The sequence below is a fragment of the Rhizobium sp. YTUHZ044 genome, assembly GCF_051123975.1.
Lineage (GTDB): Bacteria > Pseudomonadota > Alphaproteobacteria > Rhizobiales > Rhizobiaceae > Rhizobium.
Map to the genome: position 1 here is coordinate 2,440,787 of NZ_CP101426.1, position 23,661 is coordinate 2,464,447.

Sequence of the window (23,661 nt, forward strand, 5' to 3'; positions counted from 1 at the left end):
GACCGGCCGGGATCGGCCAATCGCCTGCGGCGGGGGCAACCGTCCACGGCAAGAAGGCGAGAAGATGTTGGCAATGCGGCAGCGGACCGGTTTACGGGCTTTACTCCACAGGCAATGGCGCCGGCTATGATAAGGCGCTGAAAAGCTGCAACTAGAGTCGAGAAAACAGCGACTTGAAGGGGAATAAATTAAGGAACGGGGGCGGGAGATATCTCTCCTTCAGGCTGCACCGTAGTGATTCTGCTCTCGCTTACGCTCAAGCCAAAGCGCCACGCATGCCGATTAGCCCAATGGTGAGAACGCCCGAGGGGCCGTCTCGAATCAGGTGTGGGTGATCATCTCAGCGCCATTCCCCCCTCGCCTGCAAAGCCGAAGTCAGCGGCAGCCGGGCGGCGGCAATCGCCGGCAGGGCGCCCCCGAGGATGCCGATGGCAAGGCCCAGCAGGCCGGCGGTGAAGACCACGTCCAGCGTGACGTCGAGCTGAAAGGCCATCCTGGTATTGTTGGCGCCCATCGTGCTTGCCTGCCAACCGTCGAAACCGAGCTTGGAGGCGAAGACTCCGAGGCCGGCGCCGGCCACCGACAGGAGCACCGCCTCCACCCAGGTAGCGGCGAAGGCCGGCAGGCGGGCAAAGCCGAGGAGGCGTAGCGTCGCGATTTCGACGCTGCGGTCGGAAACCGAACTCATCATCGTATTCAAGGCGCCCGCCGCCGCACCAATCGCCATCAGTAGCGCGATCGGCCAGCCGAATAGGCGGATCAGGCTTTCGGTGCGCTCGGCCTGGCCGGCGTAAAGATCAGCCTCGGAAACCGCCACGAGCGGCATGCCGGGCAAAGCCGGCAGGCGGTCACGCAACGCCGCCAGTGCTCTTGCGGGATCGCCTCCGCCGTCGAGCCGCACACGCAGGCTCTGCACCTGCCCCTGTCGGTCGAAAGCCGATTGCACCGCCTCCAGATCCGCCCAGATCTCCGATTCAAAGGCGCTGCCGCCCGAAGTGAAATGCCCGATGATCCTCCAATCGAGTGCGCCGAGCCGGATCGTCTCGCCGACCGCGAAGCCGGGAAAGGCGTCGGCGACGCGGGCGCCGACGACGATCTCGCGCGCTCCTGGCGAAAACAGCCGCCCCCGCGAAAGCCGCGCGCGTTCACGCAGACCCGGGCCTGCCGGATCCATGCCTCTGAGCGACAGCGTCTGCTCGACGCCTTCGCCTTGTCTCACATCGACGGGAACGACGGTTTCACGCGACAATGCCGGCCCGCCTGCGCCGTCGCGGGCGATCCCGGTGTCGGCGCTCATGGCCGCAAGACTGCGGATCGCCTCGGCCGGCACCTCCGAACCAGTCTCCTGGTTGGTGCCGCCGCCGAGAATAACGGCGATATCAGGCGAGCCGGCGCTGGCGAGGACGGCCTCGAAGCCACGCGCCATCGCCAGGAAACCTGAGAGCACCGCCACGACAAGGGCGACCGATAGCACCATCGACAACGAGATCCACAGCCGTCGCGGCAGGCTGCCAAGGTTGACTCTGATCATAAGAAAGGTCTGCTTGAGCGTTGATGGCATTGGATTATCTCGTTCTGAAGGCGTTGGCGATGGGCAGGCGCACGGCGGTCACGGCAGGCAACAGCCCGGTCAGCAGGCCGAGCCCCGCTATGATGGCGAGAGATTTCGCAAGCACGCTCGCGCCGAAGACGAGGCCGAACTCCGGTCCGATGGAAAGCGTCGCAAGCTTGGCGAGAACAAGTCCGCCCGCGCCGCCGACAAGAAAAATAAACAACGTCTCGCCAAGAATGAGCGCGAGGATCCGCGGACTGGAAAAGCCGAGCACCTTCAAGACGCCGATCTCGAAACGCCGCTCCCTCACCGCAAAGAGCATAGTGTTGACCGCGATCATCAGGATGGTGACGAAGGCCGCACCCACGACGAGGCTGACGATCAGGCCGATGTCAGCGAATTGCCGGAGAAACGCTTCAAGAAACTGCTTTTCCGACTGCGTCCTCGTCTGCGCCGCCGAATTGGCGAATAGAGCATCGATCCGCGCCGCCAGCACACTTGGCGACACCCCCGGGCGCGGACGTACCACGAAGGCGTCAACCGTATCCTTGTTGCGCGCACGAGCGGCATTGAGGGCGTCGTAGCGGGCGAGCATGAAATAGGTATCGGTTCTGGCATCCGCACCCTCAAAAATACCGGCGATCGTGAAGCTCCAATTGCGGTTGCCGTCAGCCCTGGCAAGCTGCCCGGTAAAGCCGATGCGCTGGCCGATCGACCAGCCCTCGGCTTCCGCCAGTGCCCTCCCGACCAGCACCCGATCACCGGCCTCTTCCAATGCCGCGATCAGCTCCGGCGTCAGTTTGAGCTCGTCGCCGTTGGCCGCGGCGATCGCCTGTGGATCGACGGCGCTGACGGCAACCACATTCTTTTCGACCTCGACGAAGCCCCGCATGCGTGCGGTATAGGCAACCGCGGCGACATCGACGTCAGCCGCGATCCGGTTGAGGTAAGCAAGCGGCAGCGGCAGCCCGCGGCTGGACTTGTTGAAGACGCCGAGCAGATTATCGCTGGCGCCGGCCGCGCCTTGGCTGCCGCTGACGAAGCTCGCCGTAAGCCCGTAGATCAGGAAGGCGATGCCGACTGAAAACATCAGCAAAATGGAGCGCAGCCGCTTGCGCCAGGCATTGCGCCGCATGAGCTGGAGGAACGTCATCGGCCCGCCCTTTCCTCGCTGACGAATTCGCCCTTGTTGAGACGCAGCGTGCGCCGGGCAAAGGAAGCGGCCTCGGGATCATGCGTGACCATGATGATGGTCTTCTGAAGCTCGCGATTGAGAAAACTCAGCATCTCCAGGATATCATCGGTGGATTTGCGATCCAGATCGCCGGTCGGCTCATCGCAGAGAATGAGATCGGGATCGGTGACGATGGCGCGGGCAATGCCAACGCGCTGCTGCTGCCCGCCCGACATGCTCGACGGAAACTGCCGCTGCCGGCCCGCAAGCCCGACGAGATCCATGGCCGTATCGACGCGAGCCCGCCGCTCCTTGCGGCCGAGCGGCTTCAACAGTAGCGGCAACTCGATATTCTCCGCCGCATTCAGCATTGGCAGCAGATTGTAAAACTGGAAGACGATGCCCATGGCATGTGCCCGCCAGACCGCCCTTGCCCCTTCGCCCATCTGCTCGAGATGGCTGCGGCCGACCCTGATTTCGCCGGCATCCGGGCTGTCGATACCACCGAGCATGTTGAGCAATGTCGATTTCCCGGAACCAGACGGTCCCATGACCGCGACGAAATCGCCGCGCGGAATGGAGAGATCGAGTCCCGAAAAAATCGAAATCGTCTCCGCACCGATTCGGAAGGACTTCCTGACGCCAGCAAGGGCGATATAAGGTTCTGTGGTGTAGGTCATGGTTCTGCTCCTTTGTGGTTGACTGCTTATGGGCTCGAATGTTCGCGGCCGACCGATCAGCCCTCATCCTGAGGACCCCCGTGAGGAGCCTCGAAGGACGAGGACGGGTGATGAGCCTCCTCGCCCACCACCAGCCGGACGCGCGCCGCCATTGCAGGCCGCATGCCCGGTGGCGGCGAAGAGGGCGACAGGCGCAAGGTCACAGTGCCCTTTTCCTTGGAAATGACCGGCGCAACTTTCGCCACTTCGACCGCGAACGGTTTATCGGGGAAGCCGTCGAGCACCGCCTCGCCTTTGAGACCCGGTCGCAGCAGCGCCATATTGGCCTCGGCCACATCGGCATCGATGACCAGGCTTGCCGTATCGGTGATGGCAAGCAGGCTTTCGTTCTCCCGCACGCTATCTTCGCGCGACAGCACCGTGTCGCCGGCATGCGCATCAAGCCGCGTCACGGTGCCGGAAATCGGCGCCCGCACGGTCAGCGCCTCCATCTGCTCGCGCGCCCTGTCGATATCGAGCTTCGCCTTGTCGAGATTCTGTCTTGCCTGTGCCACGGCATTCCCGGCCGTAGCGAAGGCGGTACGCGCTGCCTCCAGCGCCTCGGCCGACATGGCGTCACGCTGAACCAACCGCTCTGCACGATCCAGCGAAGACCGCGCCTGGACGAGCGCAATATTCCTCGCGTCCAGCGCCAGTTCCGCCATCCGCCCTGCTATATAAGCGCCCCGGAGGGCGAAGCGTGCGCCCGCATCATCAAGCCGCACGAGCACCTGGCCGGCCGCTACCCGATAGCCCGCCTCGACCTCGACGGCGACGATTCGCCCCTCATATTTGGAAAAAAGGGTGGCGATGTCGGGCGCCACGACATAACCGGAGCCTGTGATCTCACGGCTTGGCGCGCCCGCACCCCGGTTCGGTGCGGCGGTGCCCGGAGTTGGCGTGGCTTCGTCAACCGCCGCATCCTCAGGCAAAGCCGCGACTGGCAACGCCGCCCCACCAGCCGATACAACTGCGTCATCATCCATAAATCTTGCAAGCGCGGTCTCGATCCGCTCCAGCGCATTCGGCCGATAAAGAAGACACGCCGCCAGCGACACTGCCCCCGCAAGGGCCAGCCTCGTCGGGAACCCCCGCCGCCGGACTCGGCGCTCCGGCGGCTCCGTCTCGAAGGCCGCGCGCTCGATCGACAGCGATCTGATCCTGGCGGCAAGGTTTCGTTCATGTTCCGATGTTGTGTTCATGCCGACAGAATGGCTGCCGGCGAAAAAACCGCGACCTCGAACATGTTTCAGGCATGCCTCGATCGTGATTGTGTACGCGGTGTCGGGAAAGAGAGGCGACGTGGCCGCCCTCGTTCTTCGAAGCCCCTATGGGGCACCAGGATGAGGTTGGAGAGAGGGCGGCGCTTGGCTTGCCAGAGGCAGAGCGTGGCTTACAACCTCAGCAACACAGCACACTGGTCCGCCTCTCCCCATGCGGCATAAAGACCAGCCCTCATCTTAAGATGCGTCGACCATAGGCCGGAACCTCGAAGGACGGGCATGTGGCTGAGTGCACACGTTGCGCGAATTATTGATAGCACACTGGTGGCCGGGTGGCTCCGCACCTCACCCCCTCTGCTGCCGCCAAGCCACCGGCGTCATATTGGTCACGCGCCTGAACTCCCGATTGAAGTTCGACTTCGTCTGGAAGCCAACCTCGAACATCACCTCGGTCACCGATTTTTTGGTGGCGGACAGCAGGCGGCAGGCCTCGCCGATCCTGTAGTCGTTGACATATTGCGAGACGTTCTTGTCCATCGCCCGGTTGATCGCCGCCGAGATCTGGCGGGTCGGGATGCCGGCCTTGCGGGCGAGCCGGTCCAGGTTGAGATTGGCGTCGCGATAGAGCTTCTTCGCTTCCATCAGCGCGTCGACCGCTGCAATCGTCTCCTTGTCTTCGCTGGCATCGGGCCTGGGCGCGGCCTCCGCCGGCTCGGAGGGGACAGAGCTGCGGCTGGCGGCCGCCGCTGCAATGCCGAGGATGACGAGGCCGACGAGATTTCCGGTGCTGATCAGCGCCAGTGCCCGCTCACCATGCGCCGAGGTCAAATCGAGAAAGACGAGAGTATCGACGGCGGCCGAGAGACACAGTGCGCCGGCCGCGAAGATGATGGCCCGATAGGCCGGCGCGGCGCCTTCGAAGGGCGCGAGCCGCAGCGCGTCCGCCCCCGGGCGCATCAAAAGCAGGATCGCCAGGGCATAACCGATGAAGACGAGCACCAGCGCCATGTCGATCGCGTCCCGCCAGAAGGCCACCAGCAGCAGGATGAGGATAGCGGGCACGGCATGCAGCCCGATCCGCGCCGCAAGCGGCCGCCGGCTCGTCCTCACCAGCCGGGAAACCCCGGCATAGGCAAGCGGCGGCACCATCGCCGCCATCACCGGCGCAACCAGCCCCACCGCCTGCACGCCATAACCCCAACGCAGGCCGGAAAGCACCGATTGCAGCGCCGAGAGCAGGATCAGCGCCAGGAAGGGCAGGTTCGGCGCCGCCTCCTCGTCGCGCCTGAGGACGGCGACGAACAGGATGAGCAGCAGGAGGGCAGCGACGAAGGGAAGAGGAATGAAGATCATGGGGCTCTAAGATCGGAATGGCGAACGGCGCCATCATCGCCGAGTCCGCCGCCCGGCGCGACCTCCATCATGTTTTAGGACACGTTTATCTGGGATTTTTTGGATTGGCGGCCGCGGGTTAGAGCGAGCCGTGAACGACGGAATCAGACACGCCCCAGAAACTCAAGCACACGGGCAGTGAGGAGCGCGGTCGCAGCGGCGTCATATGACGGAAGCGAGCTGTCGGCGAAGTAGTGCTGGTCGCCGGGATAGAGAAAAAGCTCCGCGTCCGCGACCTTCGCCACGATCTCGCGGGCGGCATCGATATCGCCCTCGCCGACGAAAATCGGATCTTTGTCCATGCCGTGGATCTGGACCGGGACCTCGTCTGGCCAGGGTCCGAAGGCCCACTCGCCGCTGATCGGCAGGCAGGAATGGAAAAGCAGTGCCCCGCGGGCGCCGGGCCGCGTTTGTGCCAGTTTCTGCGCTGGCAGCACGCCAAATGAGAAGCCGGCATAGACCAGTTCGGGAGGCAGTTCGGCGGCGAGCCGGACACCGTGTTCCCTGATGGTGTCGAATCCGATCTCGCCGATATGGGCGAGCCCCTCCTCGATGCTATGGAACGTGCGTCCATCGAAAAGATCAGGCGTGTGGACGATGTGGCCCGCCGCCCTGATGGCGTCCGCGAAGGCACGCACTCCAGGAGTCAGCCCTTGTACGTGATGAAACAGCAAGATCTCAGCCATAAGGCGCCTCCCGTCGCGGTGTTTGGCCCGCTCGATGACAAGGTTCAAAGGAGTTCAGACTGGCCCGCGGCAGTTATCTCCGGCGTCGCGCTCGGCCACGATGACGGTATTTAAGGGGCTGCGCCGAAAAAGGCGAGCCGCGTAAAGATCGTGTATTGCGATTCCGATACCATCAGTGCCACGAAGACCAGCACCAGCACCGGCGGCATCAGGATGGCGTAGACGAGCGCCAGCCGCTCCCAGGCCATATGCATGAAGACCGCAACGATCAGCCCGGCCTTCAGCATCATGAACAGGAGGATCAGCGTCCATCGGAGATAGCCCTCAATGCCGAAATAATCGACCAGGTAGGAAAAGGCGCTGAGAACGAATAGCAGGCCCCAGACGAAGAGATAGAGCCGGATCGGATGCTGCTGTCCCGTGTGTGCTTGTGCATGCACCGTTTGGCTTTGGGCATGCGCCGTTGTCTCGCTCATGACGACCTCACCATAGCTAGAGCCCTACCACAGATAAAAAAACGCGAAGATGAAGACCCAGACCAGGTCGACGAAATGCCAATAGAGGCCCATGATTTCGACTGCTTCATAGCGCCCACGCCGGCTGGTGAAAAAACCACGCCGCTCTATGTCAAAATCGCCCCGCCACACCTTCCGGGCGATTATGAGCAGGAAGATCACGCCGATCGTGACATGGGTGCCGTGAAAGCCCGTGATCATGAAGAAGGTCGATCCGAATTGCGCCGCTCCCCATGGGTTCTCCCAAGGGCGCACGCCTTCGGTGATCAGTTTCGTCCATTCGAAAGCCTGCATGCCGACGAAGGTTGCGCCAAGAAGTGCCGTCAGCAGCATCAGTATCGCCGTCACGCGGCGGTTGCGGCGATAGCCGAAATTGACCGCCATCGCCATGGTGCCGCTGCTGGAGATCAGCACGAAGGTCATGATCGCGATCAGGATCAGCGGCACATCCTGGCCGCCGATATGAAGCGCGAAGACCTCGCTCGGATTGGGCCAGGCGACGGGCGTCGACATGCGGGCGGTCATATAGGCGATCAGGAAACAGCCGAAGACGAAGGTGTCACTAAGCAGAAAGATCCACATCATCGCCTTGCCCCAGGAGGCGGTCTTGAAGGCGCGCTGATCCGAGCTGAAATCGGCCGCGACGCCGCGCAGGCCCGCCGGCCTGAGGCCTTGCTCGCCATGTGTCTGGATAATCTGCATCATGTCCAAACCTCCTGGTTCGGCTCCTAATTGATCAATGTGCGGCAGAGATCGACGAAATCGTTGGCCCAGCCGGCAAAGAGCGCGAAGAGCGCAAGCCAGACGGCGAGCATGAAATGCGAATAGATGGCCGAGAGATCGACGCTGAGCCGCAGCCTCTCCGGCTGCACTTCGGCTGAACATGCCCTGACCGTCGTGTGGGCGAGCACGGCAAGGCCGCCGAGAATATGCAGGCCGTGCAGGCCGGTCAGCATATAGAAGAAGCTATTGGCGGGATTGTCGGCCAGCACGTAGCCGGTCGCCGTCAGCTCCCGCCATGCCTGGATCTGCCCGGCGAGAAAGAAGACGGCAAGCGCAAATGCGGCGACGAGCGCCGGCCGCAGGCTTTCCATGCGGCCATGCTGCGCTTCGCGTTTGGCCCATTGCAGCGCCGCGCTGCTCAGCGCAAGGGCTGCGGTATTTACCCAGAGCAGGCGCGGAACCGGCATCCCCCACCAGTCGGCCGAGGCCGCACGCATGAAATAGGCGCTGACGGCAAGGCTGAAGAGCGCGCCGACGACGCCCAGGAACACGAAGAGGCCGATCTTGACTGCCGGTACCGGCGACCGTTCGGCGCCGTCATGCGCCGGCAGCTCCACCGACCCGGTTTCGAGCCAGGGCTTCGAGGCCAACCTCTGGCCGGAGAGCCACCAGATGATGATGGCGGCGACAGCGGCGAGGAAGATCAGCATGACGTTCATGCCGGAATCTCCCGCGTGGCGCCGCCCGTTGCAGGCACGTTCTGCGGAATGAAATCCTCGGCCGCGCCAGGCACGCTGTAATCATAGGCCCAACGGTAGACGACGGGCAGGTCTCTGCCCCAATTGCCGTGCGCGGGCGGCGTCTCAGGCGTCTGCCATTCGAGCGTCGTCGCCCGCCATGGATTGCCGCCCGCCTCCCTGCCCCGGAAAAGGCTCCAGGCGAGATTGAACAGGAAGACCATCTGTCCGGCGCCGACGACGAGCGCCATGACGGTGATGAAGATATTCAGCGTATGGGCCGAAGGTGGAACGAAGGCCGTTTCTCCCATCTCGAAATAACGGCGCGGCACGCCGAGCAGGCCGAGATAATGCATCGGAAAGAAGATCGCATAGGTGCCGAGGAAGGTGATCCAGAAGTGGATGTGGCCGAGTGTCTCGTCCAGCATGCGTCCCGTCACCTTCGGATACCAGTGATAGATCGCCCCGAAAATGACGAGGATAGGCGCGACCCCCATGACCATGTGGAAATGGGCAACGACGAACATGGTATCGGACAGCGGCACGTCGACGACGACGTTGCCCAGGAAGAGGCCGGTGAGCCCGCCATTGACGAAGGTGACGATGAAGGCCAGTGCGAAGAGCATCGGCAGCGTCAGGTGGATATCGCCGCGCCAGAGCGTCAGCACCCAGTTGTAGACCTTGATCGCCGTCGGGATGGCGATGATCAGCGTCGTGGTGGCGAAGAAGAAGCCGAAGGCCGGGTGCATGCCGCTGACATACATGTGATGCGCCCAGACGACGAAGCTCAAGCCCCCGATGATGACGATCGCCCAGACCATCATGCGGTAGCCGAAGATGTTCTTGCGCGCATGCGTGCTGATGAGATCCGAAACGATGCCGAAGGCCGGAAGTGCGACGATATAGACCTCTGGATGCCCGAAGAACCAGAAGAGGTGCTGGAACAGGATCGGGCTGCCGCCGCCATGTTTCAGCTGCTCGCCCATTTCGACGATGGCGGGCATGAAGAAGCTGGTGCCGAGCAGGCGATCGAACAGCATCATGACGCAGGCGACGAAGAGCGCGGGAAAGGCAAGCAGCGCCATCACCGTCGCGGTGAATATGCCCCAGACGGTGAGCGGCATCCGCATCAGCGTCATGCCCCGTGCGCGGCCCTGCAGCACGGTCACCACATAGTTCAGGCCGCCCATGGTGAAACCGATGATAAAGACGATCAGCGAGATGAGCATGAGCAGGATGCCCCAGTCCTTACCGCCCGGCGTGCCCGATAGAACGGATTGCGGCGGATAGAGCGTCCAGCCCGCGCCTGTCGGGCCGCCGGGGGCGAAAAAGCCGACGGCCAGGATCAGCACCGCGATGAGATAGATCCAGTAGCTCAGCATGTTCGCGTAAGGAAACACCATGTCGCGCGCGCCGACCATCAGCGGGATGAGGTAGTTGCCGAAGCCGCCGAGAAAGAGCGCGGTGAGCAGATAGATCACCATGATCATGCCGTGCATGGTGATGAACTGGTAATAGTGATCGGCATCGATGAAGGCGAAATAGCCGGGAAAGGCGAGCTGGATCCGCATTAGCCAGGAGAGCACCAGTGCCACCAGGCCGATCGAGATGGCAGTCAGCGAATATTGCACGGCAATGATCTTGGCATCCTGGCTGAACACATATTTCGTCCACCAGCTGTGCGGATGATAAAGCTCGACATCCTCGACTTCCGCGGGCGGGATGACACCTGCGCTGCCGGACGGAATCTCGACCATGATATCTCCTCCTATACCCGGCTGGTTGATCAAACCGGCCGTCGTCCCGGTTCAGTTCGCCGGCGGCGGCTCTCCCGATGACGCCGTAAGCTGGGTGAATGTCTGCTGCTGCCCCAGCCAGGTCTGATAGTCTGCCTCGCTGTCGACGATGACGGTGCCGCGCATCTGTGGATGACCGACGCCGCAGAGTTCAGCGCAGAGAATCTCGAACGTGCCTGTGCGCGTCGGTGTCAGCCAGAAATAGGTGACCATACCGGGGATCATGTCCATCTTCGCGCGGAATTCCGGCACGTAGAAATCATGAAGCACATCGACGGAGCGCAGCAGGATATGCACCGGCTTACCGATCGGCAGATGAAGCTCGCCGCCTTCGACGATGATGTCGTCGAGGCCGTTCGCATCGTTCTTGTCGAGGCCGAGCGGATTGTCGGAAGTGACGTCACGCGTCTCGGCACGGCCGAGCTTTCCGTCCGCGCCCGGCAGGCGGAAGCTCCACAGCCACTGCTGGCTGACGACTTCGACCGATGCGGCATCGGCAGGCACTGTGATGAACTGGTTCCAGACGATCAGGCCGGGCGCCAGCATTGCCGCAACGCCAACCGCCGTTCCCGAGGCCAGAACCAATTCCAGCTTGCGATTTTCGGGCTCATAATGCGCCCGGTTGCCCGGTCTGTGGCGGAAGCGGAAGACGCAATAGGCCATGAAGGAAATCACCGCCACGAAGACGATGCCGGTGATCCAGAAGGTGATGACGAGCGTGTTGTCGATATAACTCCAGTTGGACGCAATCGGCGTCCACCACCACGGGCTCAGCACATGGAACAGCACGGAGCCGACAACAACCAGGACGAGAACCAGTACAACAGCCATTTCCGCCCCTCCTGGGCCGACCGACCGTGAAACCGCACTCCACAAATGTCGAGTTTATTATCGCACAAATAGAAAATGTCGGCAATTACGGCGATTTAGGCATGCGCCGCCGCCGGCAACCCGTCATTTGGAAGTATTCCCCATCATTGGGAATATTGTTTGAGATAGGCGATAAGATTGGTGATCTCCTGGTCATCCTTCACCCCTGCAAAGGCCATTTTGGTGCCCTTCACCTTGGCTTTCGGATTGTGCAGATAGTCACGCAACGTAGTCTCGTCCCAGACGAGACCACCTTCGCCGGCCGCCTTCATTCCCGCAGAATAAGCAAAATCAGGATGCGTTCCGGCCTTTCGGCCGAACAGCTTGTTCAGTGACGGACCCACCTTGTTCGTATCGGACTCGACGATATGACAGGTCGCGCATTTTTTGAAAACGGTGGCGCCGGCCGTCGCGTCCCCCTCCTGCGCTCCAGCGTTGGGAGGGGAAAGGGCAATGACGGATGCGGCGATCAGCAGAATAACACGGTAATCCACGGCAAACCTCATCCTCCTCAAGGTCGCCAGCCACTCTCACCCTCGGCCATCATTCGCGCGGGGGTGGTGGTTGCTAGGGGTTAAAGTTAGTCCATCGCGGATGCAAGTCAATCGCTTCCACGATTGCTGGCACTTGGGCACAATCCGATACCCTGTGGCCCGACGCGAATGCCGGTCCAAAATCCGGTCAGCACGCGATGATCTGCTGGAGAATGGCGCCGCGCCATCCGACTTATGCTCCGATCGAAAGCGCCTCTTGTACGGCCAATTCGGCCATGGCAAGCGCCGCCTCTCGGGTCTTGGCGGCAGCGATGAAGCGGCCGTTATGGCAGAAGCTCGCTCCCTCGATGCCGCAGACCGCCTCCAGCTCACCATTGGTAAGGCCGGCCCAGCTTGCCGGCAGATCGGCCCGGAGCTCGAACCCGTCGTCGGCGCGGCGAATGCCGGTCACGCACCAATCCTTTTCGCGCGGGTGGACGACGAACAGCAGCTGATCGGCGCCGGCCTTGACGATGGCGGGGCGGAAGGGCATCCCTCTCGGCAATTCCAGAATGCGCCCCTGCGCCGCAGCCCCGATCGCCCGATACACGATCGCCTCGGCCCGCAGTTTTGCGGCCCTCTGGGCGATCCCGGCATCGATGAAACGGCGTGCAATGGCCAGCGCCGCATGGAAGGCACGATCGTCAGCCTCAGGTTCCGCCTCATCGAACACCGGTTTCAGGGTCTCGAGCAGCGCCGGCAGCGTCAGGCCCGCCAAAGGACCCGAAGGGCTGAGCGCGCCATTGTCGGTCAGGTCGATCGGCAGCACGAAACCAATGTCGAAAGCGGCGTGGAGGGCTTCGACATAATGATCGGGAAGACCGGAGGCTGCGAGATAATCGCGGCCATAATGCTTCCAGATCAGGCCGAACGAGCTGTAGGGCTGGCCATCGTCGCGCAGCGGCGCGCCGCGCTGATGATGATCGAATATGCCGGCGGCAGGATCATAGGCTCCGCCGACATCATAGATGATCCGGTCCGGGGCTGGCGTAATCCATTCCGGCGCCCGGCTGCGGATCAGACGCGCCTGCGGGAAAAGCCGCGTCAGGATGACGCTCGACAGCAGTTCGTCGGCATGGAAACCACCGGAATGGGTAACGAGGAAATCGGGGCTCATGGAAGCTATGCGCCTTGTGGTTTGGCGGAGGATCCGCTTGCGGGTCTGAACGAGATAGCCGTTGGCGGCCGCTATCTCAACCCGCCTTCACACATTCTGCGCAGCGTCGGAAGGCGACTGGGCAGCTTTGAAACGACATGCGTGAAGGCAAAGGCCTAAGGCAGCGCCGGTCCCGGCTGTGCTGCAACAAGCGCGCGGCCGGCCGCTGCACCGGCATGCAGGCAGATCAGTCCGATCACAGCGAGAGAATTGATCAAAAGAACCTCGGCGCCGACCGCTGCCGAAAACGCGTCATCGCCGGAAGGAAGCACTACCGTCGCGGCTAAGAGCACAGCTTCATACGCGACGAACCCGGCGATAAAGGCGCCGGCCATGGTGGCGGCAGGGCCGGCCTTGAGGCGAAGCACGCCGAGTGATGCCACGAGCGATGCAAATGCGGCGATACCGATCGTCAGCCCCCAAGCAAAACTGTCGAAGGTCTGGGGATAGCCGAGTATGAGATATCCGACCGTCTGGTTGGCAAGCCAGGCGAGCAGCACCGCCATTATCGCCATCTTCCGGGGAAGAACGACAGCCGAGACTGCCGCCAGGGCAACGAAAGGCGTGACGCAGGCGAAAAGCAGGCTGAGAGCGACACTGACGCCGGCAATGACCGTGACCCAGGCGACGGCGAAACCGGGAGCTGCCGGGCGCAAAGGAAGCTGATTTCGTTCGAGCATTTCGAAACTCCGTTCGACCAGGCGCATACATTCTGGGAAATCATAGGCCAGTCCGGGAAAAAGGCCAGCGAGTTCATGCCGGCAGTCGGCACCTCGCCGCCTCCATCATAAGGCATCCAGCGGGATCTTCAGATACCGGCGGCCATTCTCCTCTGGTTCCGGCAGCCGACCGCCGCGAATGTTGACCTGCAGCGCATGCAGCATCAGCTTCGGCTTGGGCAGCGTACGGTCGCGCACCTGACGCAGCGCCACGAAACCGGCCTCGTCCATGCCTGCAATATGCGGATTGGCGCGCTTTTGGGCTGCGACCGTGCTTTCCCAGCGCGGGTGACGACCGCCCGGCTGGTAATCATGGCCGGAAAAGAGGCGGGTCTCCTCCGGCAGCGACAGGATCGCCTGGATCGAGTGCCAGAGAGCGGCCGCACTGCCGCCCGGAAAATCCGCGCGCGCAGTCCCTGAATCCGGCGTGAACATCGTATCGTGCACAAAGGCGGCGTCGCCGATCACATAGGTCACCGATGCCAGCGTATGGCCGGGCGAAAACATCACGCGGGCCGTAAGGCCGCCGATTTCAAACGTGTCGCCATCGGCAAACAGCCGGTCCCACTGCGAGCCGTTGGTCGCTAGCGCCGGCCAGTTATAGATCTCTTTCCAAAGCCTCTGCACATCGGTGATATGGACGCCGATCGCCGTCTGCGCGCCGGTCTTTTCCTTGAGATAATGGGCGGCGGAGAAGTGATCGGCATGCGGATGTGTGTCGAGTATCCACTCGACCGTCATCCCCTCGCTCTCGATATAGGCAAGGATGGCGTCGGCGCTCACCGTTCCCGTCGCGCCCGACATCTCGTCGAAGTCGAATACCGGATCGATGATCGCACAGCGTTTCGTCACCCGATCTGACGCGACATATTGCACGCTGCAGGTGCGGGGCTCGAAAAAGGCCTTCACCTGAAGCCGCTGGCTTGCCGCTTTTTCGAGCCAGCGGCGCGCGCCGGCAAGATCGAAACCGAGGCCTTCGCCGAAGGTCTGGACGTCCTCCGGCTTCATCCGCCCGTCGAGCACCTCGCCCAGCACATAGAGTGTCAATGCCCGCGTGCCGCTCTTGCAATGAGCGAAGACCGGTCCCTTCGCCTCAGTCATCGCCGCCTGAAAGGCGCGGATATCGCCCTCGGTAATCTCTTTGCCGTTCACCGGCACGAAACTGTAGGAAAGCCCGGCGGCGGCCGCGGAAATCTTTTCTGCCGCATTGCCTGGCTGGCCCGGCTCCTCGCCGTCGGGTCTCGCGTTGATAACGGCGGCGAATCCCTGCTTGGCGAAATCGACAAAACCGTCTGGATCGGGCTGCCCCGACACCGATATCCGCTCATTGACCCTCACGGGCATCATCGAAGCCTCCGCGCCGCCCTGACCACGCAGTATCGCACGTATAGTCGCACAATCTCACAAGTATATTGCCGAGCGCAAGAATAGAGGCGCCTGTTCTCGCGCTCGCCCGACTGGTCAAAACGACAGCATCGCCGCCCCTTGCCCGGCTGGCCGGCTGCAACGGGTCAGTGCGGCTGCGGTCCGGCCAATCCGAGAGCCAGCGTCATTTCATTGACGATCCCGAGCCGCGCTTCAATCACGGCAATTTTTTCAGGTGTGTCGGCGCCTGTCGCCTCGATATCGATGAACAACTGCTCGCAGCCGCCTGGCGTCACTGTGCCGAACATCTGGCCAGGTTCTTTGCTGATATTGCGCCAGCTATGACACACATTCGGCGGCAGAACGACGACCGATCCCACCGGCGCGTCGAATGCCTCATCGCCACACCGGAATCGATAGAGCCCGCGGATGACCCGAAAGACTTCAGTCTCCCGCGTGTGCGTGTGCGGAGCCGGGCCATGTCCCGGCGGCGTGAAGGTTTCCCACATGCCGAATGCACCACCGGTCTCGGCGGCCGTGGCATGGATGACGATCCTCGCCCCAAACGGCGTCTTCGCAACCCGCTCCCTGCTAGACAAAGAAACGACGGCATTCTTGAAAGTCGACATATCCCACCTCCCCCTGGGACGATATCTGTTGAGGAGCTCATCCTCATGCCTGCGGTTCGTCGATCTTTGCCTCGATATTGCATCCATTGGGATCGAGAACGAAGCAGGCGTAACAAATTCCGGCAGTTTCCAGCCCCACGCGCTTCAGCCTGTCACGCTCATCTCCGATGGCAACGCGAACCGGCCGCAATCAGTCCTTTTGACCGATCGACATCGAATGTGACGTCCGTTGAAGTCAATCCTGGCCCTGCAGGCGATCCATCACCTGAAGCAACAGATCGGCGCATACCTTCGTCGGTTCGTCCTCAGCGCATTTCAGGTCGATCCGGGTATTTCCATCCTCGATCTGGAAACGGGCCGCCTTGGAGGGCGGCGGCAGGCGATGACCGCGATAATCACGGAAGCCCATGTCGCCTCTCGAACCATGCCAGCGGTAGTCGGGGCGATCTCGGGACTGCTCATCCGCCCCGTGACGCATCACCCTCTCATCATCAGGCGCAGGCGGGGGTGGCGATGCGGGCTCATTCGCTGCGGGTGGCTCGCCGGCGGGTGGTGGAGCGGGCGGCTGTTGGGCGAAGGCGGTGGCGGCCGATGCTGCAAGGGCAAGACCGGAGAGCAAGAGTCTTTGCATGGGGATGTTCCTTTCAGAGAAGAGGTATGCCTGTAAACACCGCGGCGCGGCTTTAGTTCACGCCCCGCCGGCGCTTGTGATCGAAATCAGCAGCACAGCTAGGATGTCTCGCCTGCGTCCCACTGCGAGAGGACATGCACTTGCCCGCCGCTTCGGATTTGCCGACGCAGAGCTGACGAGAACTTCGCGTCGCTCAAGGCGCACCGCTTCTTTCGCCTCGCCTCTGCCTTGTTGGGCGACTATGCTCAACGCCGATTCGCTGTCCGCGATGAGGGCGTGCGGAAACGAGATATCGAAGGAGAAGACGATGACGGACGCCAAGAGCGGCATTACCGGGCTGCGGCCGCAAATCACCGTGGTTGGCGTCGGCGGCGGCGGCGGCAATGCGATCAACAATATGATCGCGGAGAAGCTGGCAGGCGTCGAATTCGTCGCCGCAAACACCGATGCCCAGGTTCTTGCCACCTCAAAGGCATCGCGCCGCATCCAGCTCGGCGCGAATGTGACGGAGGGCCTCGGCGCCGGTTCCCTGCCGGAAATCGGACATGCGGCGGCAGAAGAATCGCTCGACGAGATCATGGATCACCTGGCAGGATCGCACATGTGTTTCGTCACCGCCGGCATGGGCGGAGGAACGGGCACGGGCGCAGCCCCGGTCATCGCGCGCGCCGCACGCGCGGCCGGCATCCTGACCGTTGGCGTCGTCACCAAGCCGTTTACCTTCGAGGGTAATCGCCGCATGCGGACGGCGGAAGCTGGCATCGAGGCCCTTCGTCAGGCGGCCGATACCGTTATTGTCATTCCCAATCAAAACCTTTTCCGCATCGCCGATGCGAAAACCACCTTCGCCGATGCCTTCATGACGGCCGACCGCGTGCTCTTTGCCGGTGTCGGCTGCATCACCGACCTCATCGTCAAGGAAGGTCTGATCAACCTCGATTTCGCCGACGTGAAGTCGGTCATGCAGGGCATGGGCCGCGCGATGATGGGCACCGGCGAAGCCGCCGGCGAAAGCCGGGCGATGAAGGCGGCGGAAGCGGCAATCGCCAACCCGCTTCTGGATGATATTTCGATGAAGGGCGCCAAGGGCGTGCTGATCTCGATCTCCGGCGGCTCGGATATGACCTTGTTCGAAGTGGACGAGGCGGCAAGCCGCATTCGTGACGAAGTGCAGGACGACGCCGACATCGTCGTCGGCGCGATTTTCGACCGCAGCCTCGACGGCAAATTTCGCGTCTCGGTGGTGGCGACCGGCCTGGAAGGCAGCTCTCTCTCCGCGTCCCCTTCTCACGCGCCCGCTGAGCCGATTCAGACGCGCACGCTGCAGTAAGCGGCGGCAGTCAACCGGCCGGTTTGTCAGAGATCGGCCGGATAAGCATCGCACTCAAAACGCAGGAAAGAATGCGGCGCTCATGCTTCGAGGCATGGCCCCTAAGGCTATGCGCCTCATCATGAGCGTGGTCGGAAGATACCGCGCCAATGCTCAAGAGAGACACCGCGGAACTCAAGATAGAAAATTGAAGTACCTGTTTCTATTCGCCGCATTATCACTGACCACGGCTCTCCTTTCGAGCTCTGAAGACTTCCAGTAGCAGTCCCTATCAATCACGGCAGCAGCGTCACTGTCTCACCTGACTAATTCTCTGATCTTCGCCGCATCCTCCTCCGTCGCCGGATTATACACCACCATGCTGAGGTCCGGCCGACCGTCCACCTGGAAGGCGGAATATTCGAAGGAGAGCAGGCCGAGGACCGGGTGTTTGATGTGTTTGGCGCCCTCGCCATGGGTGCGCACATCGTTGTCGCGCCACATGGCCAGGAATTCCGGGCTCTTGCGGCAGAGTTCGTCGACCAGCGGCTCCACCTCGGCGGCAGCACCGGCGCGTGCCGCATCCACCCGGAAGGCGGCCACGACGAAGCGGGCGACACTTTCCCAGTCATATTGAGCAGCGCGCACGCGCGGGTCGAGGAAGATGAAGCGCAGCACGTTGCGCTCTTCCGGCGGCAGCGCGCCGTAGTCGGTCAGTAGCACGGTCGCCGCCCGGTTCCAGCCGACCACATCCCAAATCGCGGTGCGGATCAGCGCCGGGCACGGATCAAGCGCGTCGAGCACGCCCTGCAGCCGCGGCGTGATGCCCTGGCCGCTGCGGTAGCGCACTTCGGGCGGGCGGCCGAGCCCAATCAGAAAGAGGTGCTCGCGCTCGATATCCGTCAGCATCAGGGCACGGGCGATTCGGTCGAGCACGTCGGCCGAAGGCGCACCGCCGCGGCCCTGCTCCAGCCATGTGTACCAGGTGGGGCTGATATTGGCGCGGCTCGCCACCTCCTCGCGGCGAAGCCCCGGCGTACGGCGCCGCTCGCCGGCAAAGCCAAGGGCGGCGGGATCGAGCTTGCCGCGGCGGTCCTTGAGGTAGCTGCCCAGCCGATTATCGGAGGCGACGAATTCGCTCATCCTGTTAGCCTTTATACCATGATAAGATCACTACTTTACCATGATATCAGCCTGCTCGATATCTGTCTGCGTCCAATCAGGAGATATCGACATGCGCGTATTCGTTACCGGAGCCACAGGGTGGGTGGGCTCGGCCGTCGTCAAGGAGTTGATCGGCGCCGGCCATCAGGTTCTCGGCCTGGCCCGCTCGGACAAGGGAGCGGCCGAACTGGCGGCATCAGGAGCCGAGGTCCAGCGCGGCACGCTTGACGACCTGGAGGGTTTGAAGCGCGGCGCGGCCGAGGCCGACGGCGTCATCCACACGGCCTTCAACCATGACTTCTCGAAATTCGCGGAGAATTGCGCCGCCGACCGGCGCGCCATCGAGGCGCTCGGTGAAGCCCTCCGGGGCTCCAACCGTCCGCTGCTGGTCACTGCCGGCCTCGGCCATGCACCCGGCCGCATCGGCACCGAAAAGGACCCGCCGATGCCAACGACCGAAACCTATCCCCGCGCCTCCGAAATCACTGCGGTATCACTTGTCGCCCGCGGCGTGCGCGCCTCCACCGTCCGGCTCCCGCCATCAGTGCACGGGCATGGCGATCACGGCTTCATCCCAATCCTGATCGATATCGCCCGGCGGAAAGGTATTTCCGCCTATATCGGCGACGGGGAGAATCGCTGGCCAGCCGTGCACAGGCGCGATGCCGCCCGGGTCTACCGCCTGGCGCTGGAGCATGGCGCCAGCGGTGGCCCCTCCCTCGCGGTCGCCGAAGAGGGTGTGCCCTTCCGGGAGATTGCGGAGCTCATCGGCCGCCGCCTCGGCGTGCCTGCCGTCTCGCTGTCGCGGCAAGAGGCGGCTGAGCATTTTGGCTGGTTTGGAATGTTCGCCGGCTTCGACGTGCCCACCTCGAGTGCACACACCCGCACTCTCCTCGGCTGGCAGCCCATGGAACCTGGCTTGCTCGCCGATATCGACCACCCGGCCTATTTTGCCGGGGCAGCACAAGGCTGAATGTCGAGCCATCGCTCACGAGCCTCATCCTGAGTTGCCCCGCAAGGGGCCGCGTCGGATGAGGCGGGTGCGCTACCGGCTCAGCGCATCCGTCCCTCGTTCATATCGGCGGGATCGTAGTTGATGTCCCAGTCCTTCTCGGGCTTCTTCTTGCCCGGCGGGTTCTTGTTCACCGTGGCGTCCTCCGAGCCGGTGATCACGGTCGGCTTGGCGCTGGCAACGCCGCTGGCCTTCCGGTCGGCCCGGGATTTGGCAAACTGACCGGCGGCGTCCTTTTTCGGATTGCCCATGTCATTCGCCTTTCTGCTTCATAGCGTCGGAAATGTCGTTCATTTCAGGATCGCGGTTGTTCTCACCATTGGCGTCGCGATTCCTGTCCGGATCGTCCTTGGGTTTGAGATATCCGCGCGGGGTGTTTCCCTTCGGTCCTTCCCACCGAGGCGATTGATCGGTCGTGCCGGGGGCGCCGTCCTTGGGGGTGGTCATGCCCATCGTCGTTTCTCCTTGGTTGAATAGGAAAAACCGCGAAAGCGAGGAAGGGTTCCGGCAGAAAATTTGGAACAGTCCCGGTCCCCATCGGTTGGTGAAAAGTCGAGAACCTCGAAAAAGGAGCCGAACATGAGCAAGACCAACGTTCGAGAACTTCAGAAACGCGCCGAACAGCAGGTCAGAAACACCAGCGCCGGCGGCCATCTCGGCGGCACCTATTTCGGCCAGCAACCGGACGGAAAAACCGCGTCGGACACCACCAATGACAGCGCAAAGGCAAGACCAAACGATGGGACCAATTGAGGCCGGCAGGCTCCCGCGACGCGTGAAATGACGCTATCTGCCACCCGACGAATTCTGTGCGCCCAGTACGCTGGGCGCACAAAATTTCAGACCCCCCGCAGGCCTGTGCGCGGGAATGAGGTTCAGTCCGGCTGCTGTCGGAAAACTACCTCGTTACGCAATCACAAACCGCCTCAACCAAACAAGAAGTCGCCCGAGTTAAAATTCGCAAGCCCGCCGAGGGTCGTGATGTTGTCGAATTCAGCCACCAGCACCGCGCCGCCGGCTGAACCTGGGTTCTGATCGTAGTAGACCGCCGCATGGCCGAGATCCGTATTGTGGAACACGAACAATGCCCCTGTGGTTATGTTGCCGTAACCATCGATGGTGCTCTGGACGGTTGCGTTCGTGACGCTCACGTCTGTTTTGACAGCAAGCTCCGTTCCGGCAACATTGATCGTGGCGTTGTTCCCCACCTTCACATTGTCCACAATTGTATTGTTGTTGCCGACGGCGAACTCGAATGTGCCGCCTCCAACGTCCAACTGGAACCTGTCCACGGTTGTGCTATTCGTCCCAGCATTGAAATCAGTCATATGGTTCGTTGTGGTGGCAAACTTTTGGAAAAAGAAGGTGTCATTTCCCACGCCACCGGTAAGGATGTTGTTGCCAGCACCACCGTTTAGCGTGTCGTTGCCGTCTTGACCGAAAAGAGTGTCGTCACCTCCCAGCCCGAACATCATATCGTTACCGCCGCCACCGTAGAGCACATCGTCGCCGGTTCCACCGGTCGGATTGTCCACTGAATTGCCATTGCCACCGGTAATTACAGTGAACGTCTCCGTCTTTTCGAAGGTCGGCCCTATAGGATCACCGGTCTGCGTTGCCGTTACCGTCACTGAAAATGTACCGTTCGTCGATAACGCACTCGAATGAAGCGTATTGCCGGTTATCGAGAACAAGCCCGGATTCGACTGCGAAGCAATGTTGAAGCTGAATCCACCCGCGTCGGGATCAGTCGCCGACAGCAGACCACTGAACTCGAAACTATTGAAGTTGACGCTGTCCGCCGGAACGACAGGCGTCAGCTTAATGTCGGTCGGTGCCTGCCTGGCTGGTCCATCATCCGCGCCGGTGATGGCGACGACGATGTTGTGGCTGGCGGTGCCGTCGAGCGAGCTGACGCTCAGCGTGTCGCTGACCGCGTCGCCCTGGTTGAGCGCCTGCGTCGCCGCCCGGCTGTTGTCGAGCGTATAGGTCCAGCTGCCGGTGGCGGCATTGAAGCTGAAGCTGCCATAGATGCCGTTCAGCGATGCCGGGGCGGCAAACACCGCCTCGCCGTCGTCGACGTCGCTGACCGTCAGCTTGCCGGAGGCGCTCGGATCGCCGCTGCCGGCCGCACCCGCCTCGACCGTCGCCCGGTCGTCGGTCACCGTCGCATCGACGACGATCGCAGCCGCATCGTTGGCGCCGGTGATGGCGACGACGATGTTGTGGCTGGCGGTGCCGTCGAGCGAGCTGACGCTCAGCGTGTCGCTGACCGCGTCGCCCTGGTTGAGCGCCTGCGTCGCCGCCCGGCTGTTGTCGAGCGTATAGGTCCAGCTGCCCGTGGCGGCATTGAAGCTGAAGCTGCCATAGATGCCGTCGAGCGATGCCGGGGCGGCAAACACCGCCTCGCCGTCGTCGACGTCGCTGACCGTCAGCTTGCCGGAGGCGCTCGGATCGCCGCTGCCGGCCGCACCCGCCTCGACCGTCGCCCGGTCGTCGGTCACCGTCGCATCGACGACGATCGCAGCCGCATCGTTGGCGCCGGTGATGGCGACGACGATATTGTGGCTGGCGGTGCCGTCGAGCGAGCTGACGCTCAGCGTGTCGCTGACCGCGTCACCCTGGTTGAGCGCCTGCGTTGCCGCCCGGCTGTTGTCGAGCGTATAGGTCCAGCTGCCGGTGGCGGCATTGAAGCTGAAGCTGCCATAGATGCCGTCGAGCGATGCCGGGGCGGCAAACACCGCCTCGCCGTCGTCGACGTCGCTGACCGTCAGCTTGCCGGAGGCGCTCGGATCGCCGCTGCCGGCCGCACCCGCCTCGACCGTTGCCCGGTCGTCGCTCACCGTCGCATCGACGACGATCGCAGCCGCATCGTTGGCGCCGGTGAGTGAGATCGAGACATTGGCCTCGCTCAGCGTGCCATTGCCGAGCCGTATCGCATAGACAAAACTATCTTTGAGGATTTCACCGGCAGACAGTGTATTGATATCCGCGCCCGAGCCCGCGATGCCGCTTCCATCGCTAATGCGGTATTCAATCTTTCCATTGTTGATCCTGACCCAATTGCCGAGCAGGGTCGTCTCCCAGGCAGATGCCCCATTCGCTCCGACGTCTTTCGCAATAAGCTCATAATCAGTTGTAATTGGATTGCCATCTCCGTCATCGACCGAGAAGAGGGATTTGGCATTCCCGCCAAGATCATTCGACATCACGTCAAGGGTTATCGTTTTGGTGGCCGCATTGTAGAGCTGAAGACTGAGCAGCTGATCTTCCGTCCAGATGTAAGAGTCATCCTTCGCCTGTGGCGCATTGGTGAAAGAAGTCGTGCTGCCACCGCCGGTGCTTTGCGTAGCCATTAAAATACCCCCATGACTCAAAACAAGTAATCCGGAACCGATTTAAGAATATTAAGGCTAAGACGACACGAAGGAACACGTCGCCGCCCCGGTATTTTCGAGGCAAACACCATATTTCTTAATTCAGAACCGGAATACTCCCCACTCCTAATAAAGTGTTAACATATATACTGTGAAATAAAAGACGATTTTCTTGCGACGGTTAATTTCTCCTCGAATTCGCTACGAGAGAAGGCCTCTTGTCAGCGCGGCACGCGCGCGACGGCGATTGCCGAGGCTGAAATCGCAGACGTCGATCGTAATGAGCAATGGGGTGTGACGGCGGCGCGAGGCGTTGGTGAAGCGCAGGCTCAAGCTTCAGAGCGTTTCCACTCTTCCTCGATCGATCAGGTCAGCACGG

General features: G+C 62.2%; 24 protein-coding genes. 3 read left to right on the forward strand and 21 right to left on the reverse strand.

Annotation, left to right across the window (positions count from 1 at the left end):
• Positions 1–340 precede the first annotated feature (340 nt).
• From NL154_RS12225 to NL154_RS12305, 17 genes are all read right to left on the reverse strand, one after another.
• A complete protein-coding gene (locus NL154_RS12225) occupies positions 341–1,561 on the reverse strand; it encodes an ABC transporter permease (protein ID WP_434732733.1) in 1,221 nt (406 codons plus the stop codon).
• A 4-nt stretch (positions 1,562–1,565) separates the two neighbouring features.
• Entirely contained in the window at positions 1,566–2,705 is a 1,140-nt protein-coding gene (locus NL154_RS12230; RefSeq protein ID WP_221145371.1) for an ABC transporter permease, read from the reverse strand.
• The gene (locus NL154_RS12235; protein WP_434732734.1) at positions 2,702–3,406 is read right to left on the reverse strand and encodes an ABC transporter ATP-binding protein; all 705 of its coding nucleotides are present in this window, start codon (positions 3,404–3,406) and stop codon (positions 2,702–2,704) included. The genes NL154_RS12230 and NL154_RS12235 overlap by 4 nt, the downstream gene beginning before the upstream one ends.
• A 56-nt stretch (positions 3,407–3,462) precedes the next feature.
• Complete coding sequence (locus NL154_RS12240; protein WP_434732735.1) at positions 3,463–4,647, reverse strand: efflux RND transporter periplasmic adaptor subunit; 1,185 nt, start codon at positions 4,645–4,647, stop codon at positions 3,463–3,465.
• 366 nt (positions 4,648–5,013) lie between these two features.
• Complete coding sequence (locus NL154_RS12245) at positions 5,014–6,021, reverse strand: helix-turn-helix domain-containing protein (RefSeq protein WP_221122688.1); 1,008 nt, start codon at positions 6,019–6,021, stop codon at positions 5,014–5,016.
• A gap of 143 nt (positions 6,022–6,164) precedes the next feature.
• Entirely contained in the window at positions 6,165–6,746 is a 582-nt protein-coding gene (locus NL154_RS12250) for a dienelactone hydrolase family protein (protein ID WP_434732736.1), read from the reverse strand.
• 110 nt (positions 6,747–6,856) lie between these two features.
• Complete coding sequence (locus NL154_RS12255; protein WP_434732737.1) at positions 6,857–7,222, reverse strand: cytochrome C oxidase subunit IV family protein; 366 nt, start codon at positions 7,220–7,222, stop codon at positions 6,857–6,859.
• Positions 7,223–7,246: 24 nt separating this feature from the next.
• Positions 7,247–7,966 (reverse strand): heme-copper oxidase subunit III family protein, encoded by a 720-nt coding sequence (locus tag NL154_RS12260; protein ID WP_210630883.1) that lies wholly within the window; start codon positions 7,964–7,966, stop codon positions 7,247–7,249.
• A 23-nt stretch (positions 7,967–7,989) separates the two neighbouring features.
• Positions 7,990–8,703, reverse strand: a complete 714-nt coding sequence (locus tag NL154_RS12265) for a cytochrome c oxidase subunit 3 (RefSeq protein ID WP_210630882.1) — start codon at positions 8,701–8,703, stop codon at positions 7,990–7,992.
• The gene (gene ctaD, locus NL154_RS12270) at positions 8,700–10,478 is read right to left on the reverse strand and encodes a cytochrome c oxidase subunit I (RefSeq protein WP_434732738.1); all 1,779 of its coding nucleotides are present in this window, start codon (positions 10,476–10,478) and stop codon (positions 8,700–8,702) included. The genes NL154_RS12265 and ctaD overlap by 4 nt, the downstream gene beginning before the upstream one ends.
• Positions 10,479–10,529: 51 nt before the next feature.
• The gene (locus NL154_RS12275; protein ID WP_210630880.1) at positions 10,530–11,348 is read right to left on the reverse strand and encodes a cytochrome c oxidase subunit II; all 819 of its coding nucleotides are present in this window, start codon (positions 11,346–11,348) and stop codon (positions 10,530–10,532) included.
• Positions 11,349–11,491: 143 nt separating this feature from the next.
• Positions 11,492–11,881: a c-type cytochrome gene (locus NL154_RS12280; protein ID WP_221153477.1), complete on the reverse strand. Its 390-nt coding sequence runs from the start codon at positions 11,879–11,881 to the stop codon at positions 11,492–11,494.
• Positions 11,882–12,113: 232 nt separating this feature from the next.
• Positions 12,114–13,037, reverse strand: coding sequence for an MYG1 family protein (locus tag NL154_RS12285; RefSeq protein WP_434732739.1), 924 nt, complete (start codon positions 13,035–13,037; stop codon positions 12,114–12,116).
• Between the two features lie 155 nt (positions 13,038–13,192).
• Positions 13,193–13,756: a hypothetical protein gene (locus tag NL154_RS12290; protein WP_434732740.1), complete on the reverse strand. Its 564-nt coding sequence runs from the start codon at positions 13,754–13,756 to the stop codon at positions 13,193–13,195.
• A gap of 105 nt (positions 13,757–13,861) precedes the next feature.
• A complete protein-coding gene (blh, locus tag NL154_RS12295) occupies positions 13,862–15,142 on the reverse strand; it encodes a bifunctional sulfur transferase/dioxygenase Blh (protein ID WP_434732741.1) in 1,281 nt (426 codons plus the stop codon).
• 164 nt (positions 15,143–15,306) lie between these two features.
• Complete coding sequence (locus NL154_RS12300; protein WP_434732742.1) at positions 15,307–15,789, reverse strand: cupin domain-containing protein; 483 nt, start codon at positions 15,787–15,789, stop codon at positions 15,307–15,309.
• Between the two features lie 235 nt (positions 15,790–16,024).
• Positions 16,025–16,420 (reverse strand): hypothetical protein, encoded by a 396-nt coding sequence (locus tag NL154_RS12305; RefSeq protein ID WP_097600080.1) that lies wholly within the window; start codon positions 16,418–16,420, stop codon positions 16,025–16,027.
• 307 nt (positions 16,421–16,727) lie between these two features.
• On the opposite strand from NL154_RS12305, the gene ftsZ reads away from it, so the two are divergent.
• On the forward strand, positions 16,728–17,750 hold the full coding sequence (gene ftsZ / locus NL154_RS12310; protein ID WP_085780110.1) for a cell division protein FtsZ: 1,023 nt from the start codon (positions 16,728–16,730) through the stop codon (positions 17,748–17,750).
• A 297-nt stretch (positions 17,751–18,047) separates the two neighbouring features.
• On the opposite strand, the gene NL154_RS12315 is transcribed toward ftsZ, so the two are convergent.
• Positions 18,048–18,872: a helix-turn-helix transcriptional regulator gene (locus NL154_RS12315; RefSeq protein ID WP_434732743.1), complete on the reverse strand. Its 825-nt coding sequence runs from the start codon at positions 18,870–18,872 to the stop codon at positions 18,048–18,050.
• A gap of 91 nt (positions 18,873–18,963) precedes the next feature.
• Here NL154_RS12315 and NL154_RS12320 point away from each other — a divergent pair, with 91 nt between their 5' ends.
• Complete coding sequence (locus NL154_RS12320; RefSeq protein ID WP_434732744.1) at positions 18,964–19,866, forward strand: SDR family oxidoreductase; 903 nt, start codon at positions 18,964–18,966, stop codon at positions 19,864–19,866.
• Positions 19,867–19,946: 80 nt separating this feature from the next.
• Here the strand turns inward: NL154_RS12320 and NL154_RS12325 are convergent, their stop codons facing one another.
• Both NL154_RS12325 and NL154_RS12330 read right to left on the reverse strand, forming a co-directional pair.
• Entirely contained in the window at positions 19,947–20,156 is a 210-nt protein-coding gene (locus tag NL154_RS12325; protein WP_085778591.1) for a hypothetical protein, read from the reverse strand.
• Position 20,157: 1 nt separating this feature from the next.
• Entirely contained in the window at positions 20,158–20,358 is a 201-nt protein-coding gene (locus NL154_RS12330; RefSeq protein WP_085778592.1) for a hypothetical protein, read from the reverse strand.
• Between the two features lie 126 nt (positions 20,359–20,484).
• On the opposite strand from NL154_RS12330, the gene NL154_RS12335 reads away from it, so the two are divergent.
• Positions 20,485–20,658 carry a hypothetical protein gene (locus tag NL154_RS12335; protein WP_097600084.1) on the forward strand — a complete coding sequence of 58 codons (174 nt, stop codon included), beginning with the start codon at positions 20,485–20,487 and terminating at the stop codon, positions 20,656–20,658.
• 173 nt (positions 20,659–20,831) lie between these two features.
• Here the strand turns inward: NL154_RS12335 and NL154_RS12340 are convergent, their stop codons facing one another.
• Positions 20,832–23,261, reverse strand: a complete 2,430-nt coding sequence (locus NL154_RS12340; protein WP_434732745.1) for a VCBS domain-containing protein — start codon at positions 23,259–23,261, stop codon at positions 20,832–20,834.
• Between the last annotated feature and the right edge of the window lie 400 nt (positions 23,262–23,661).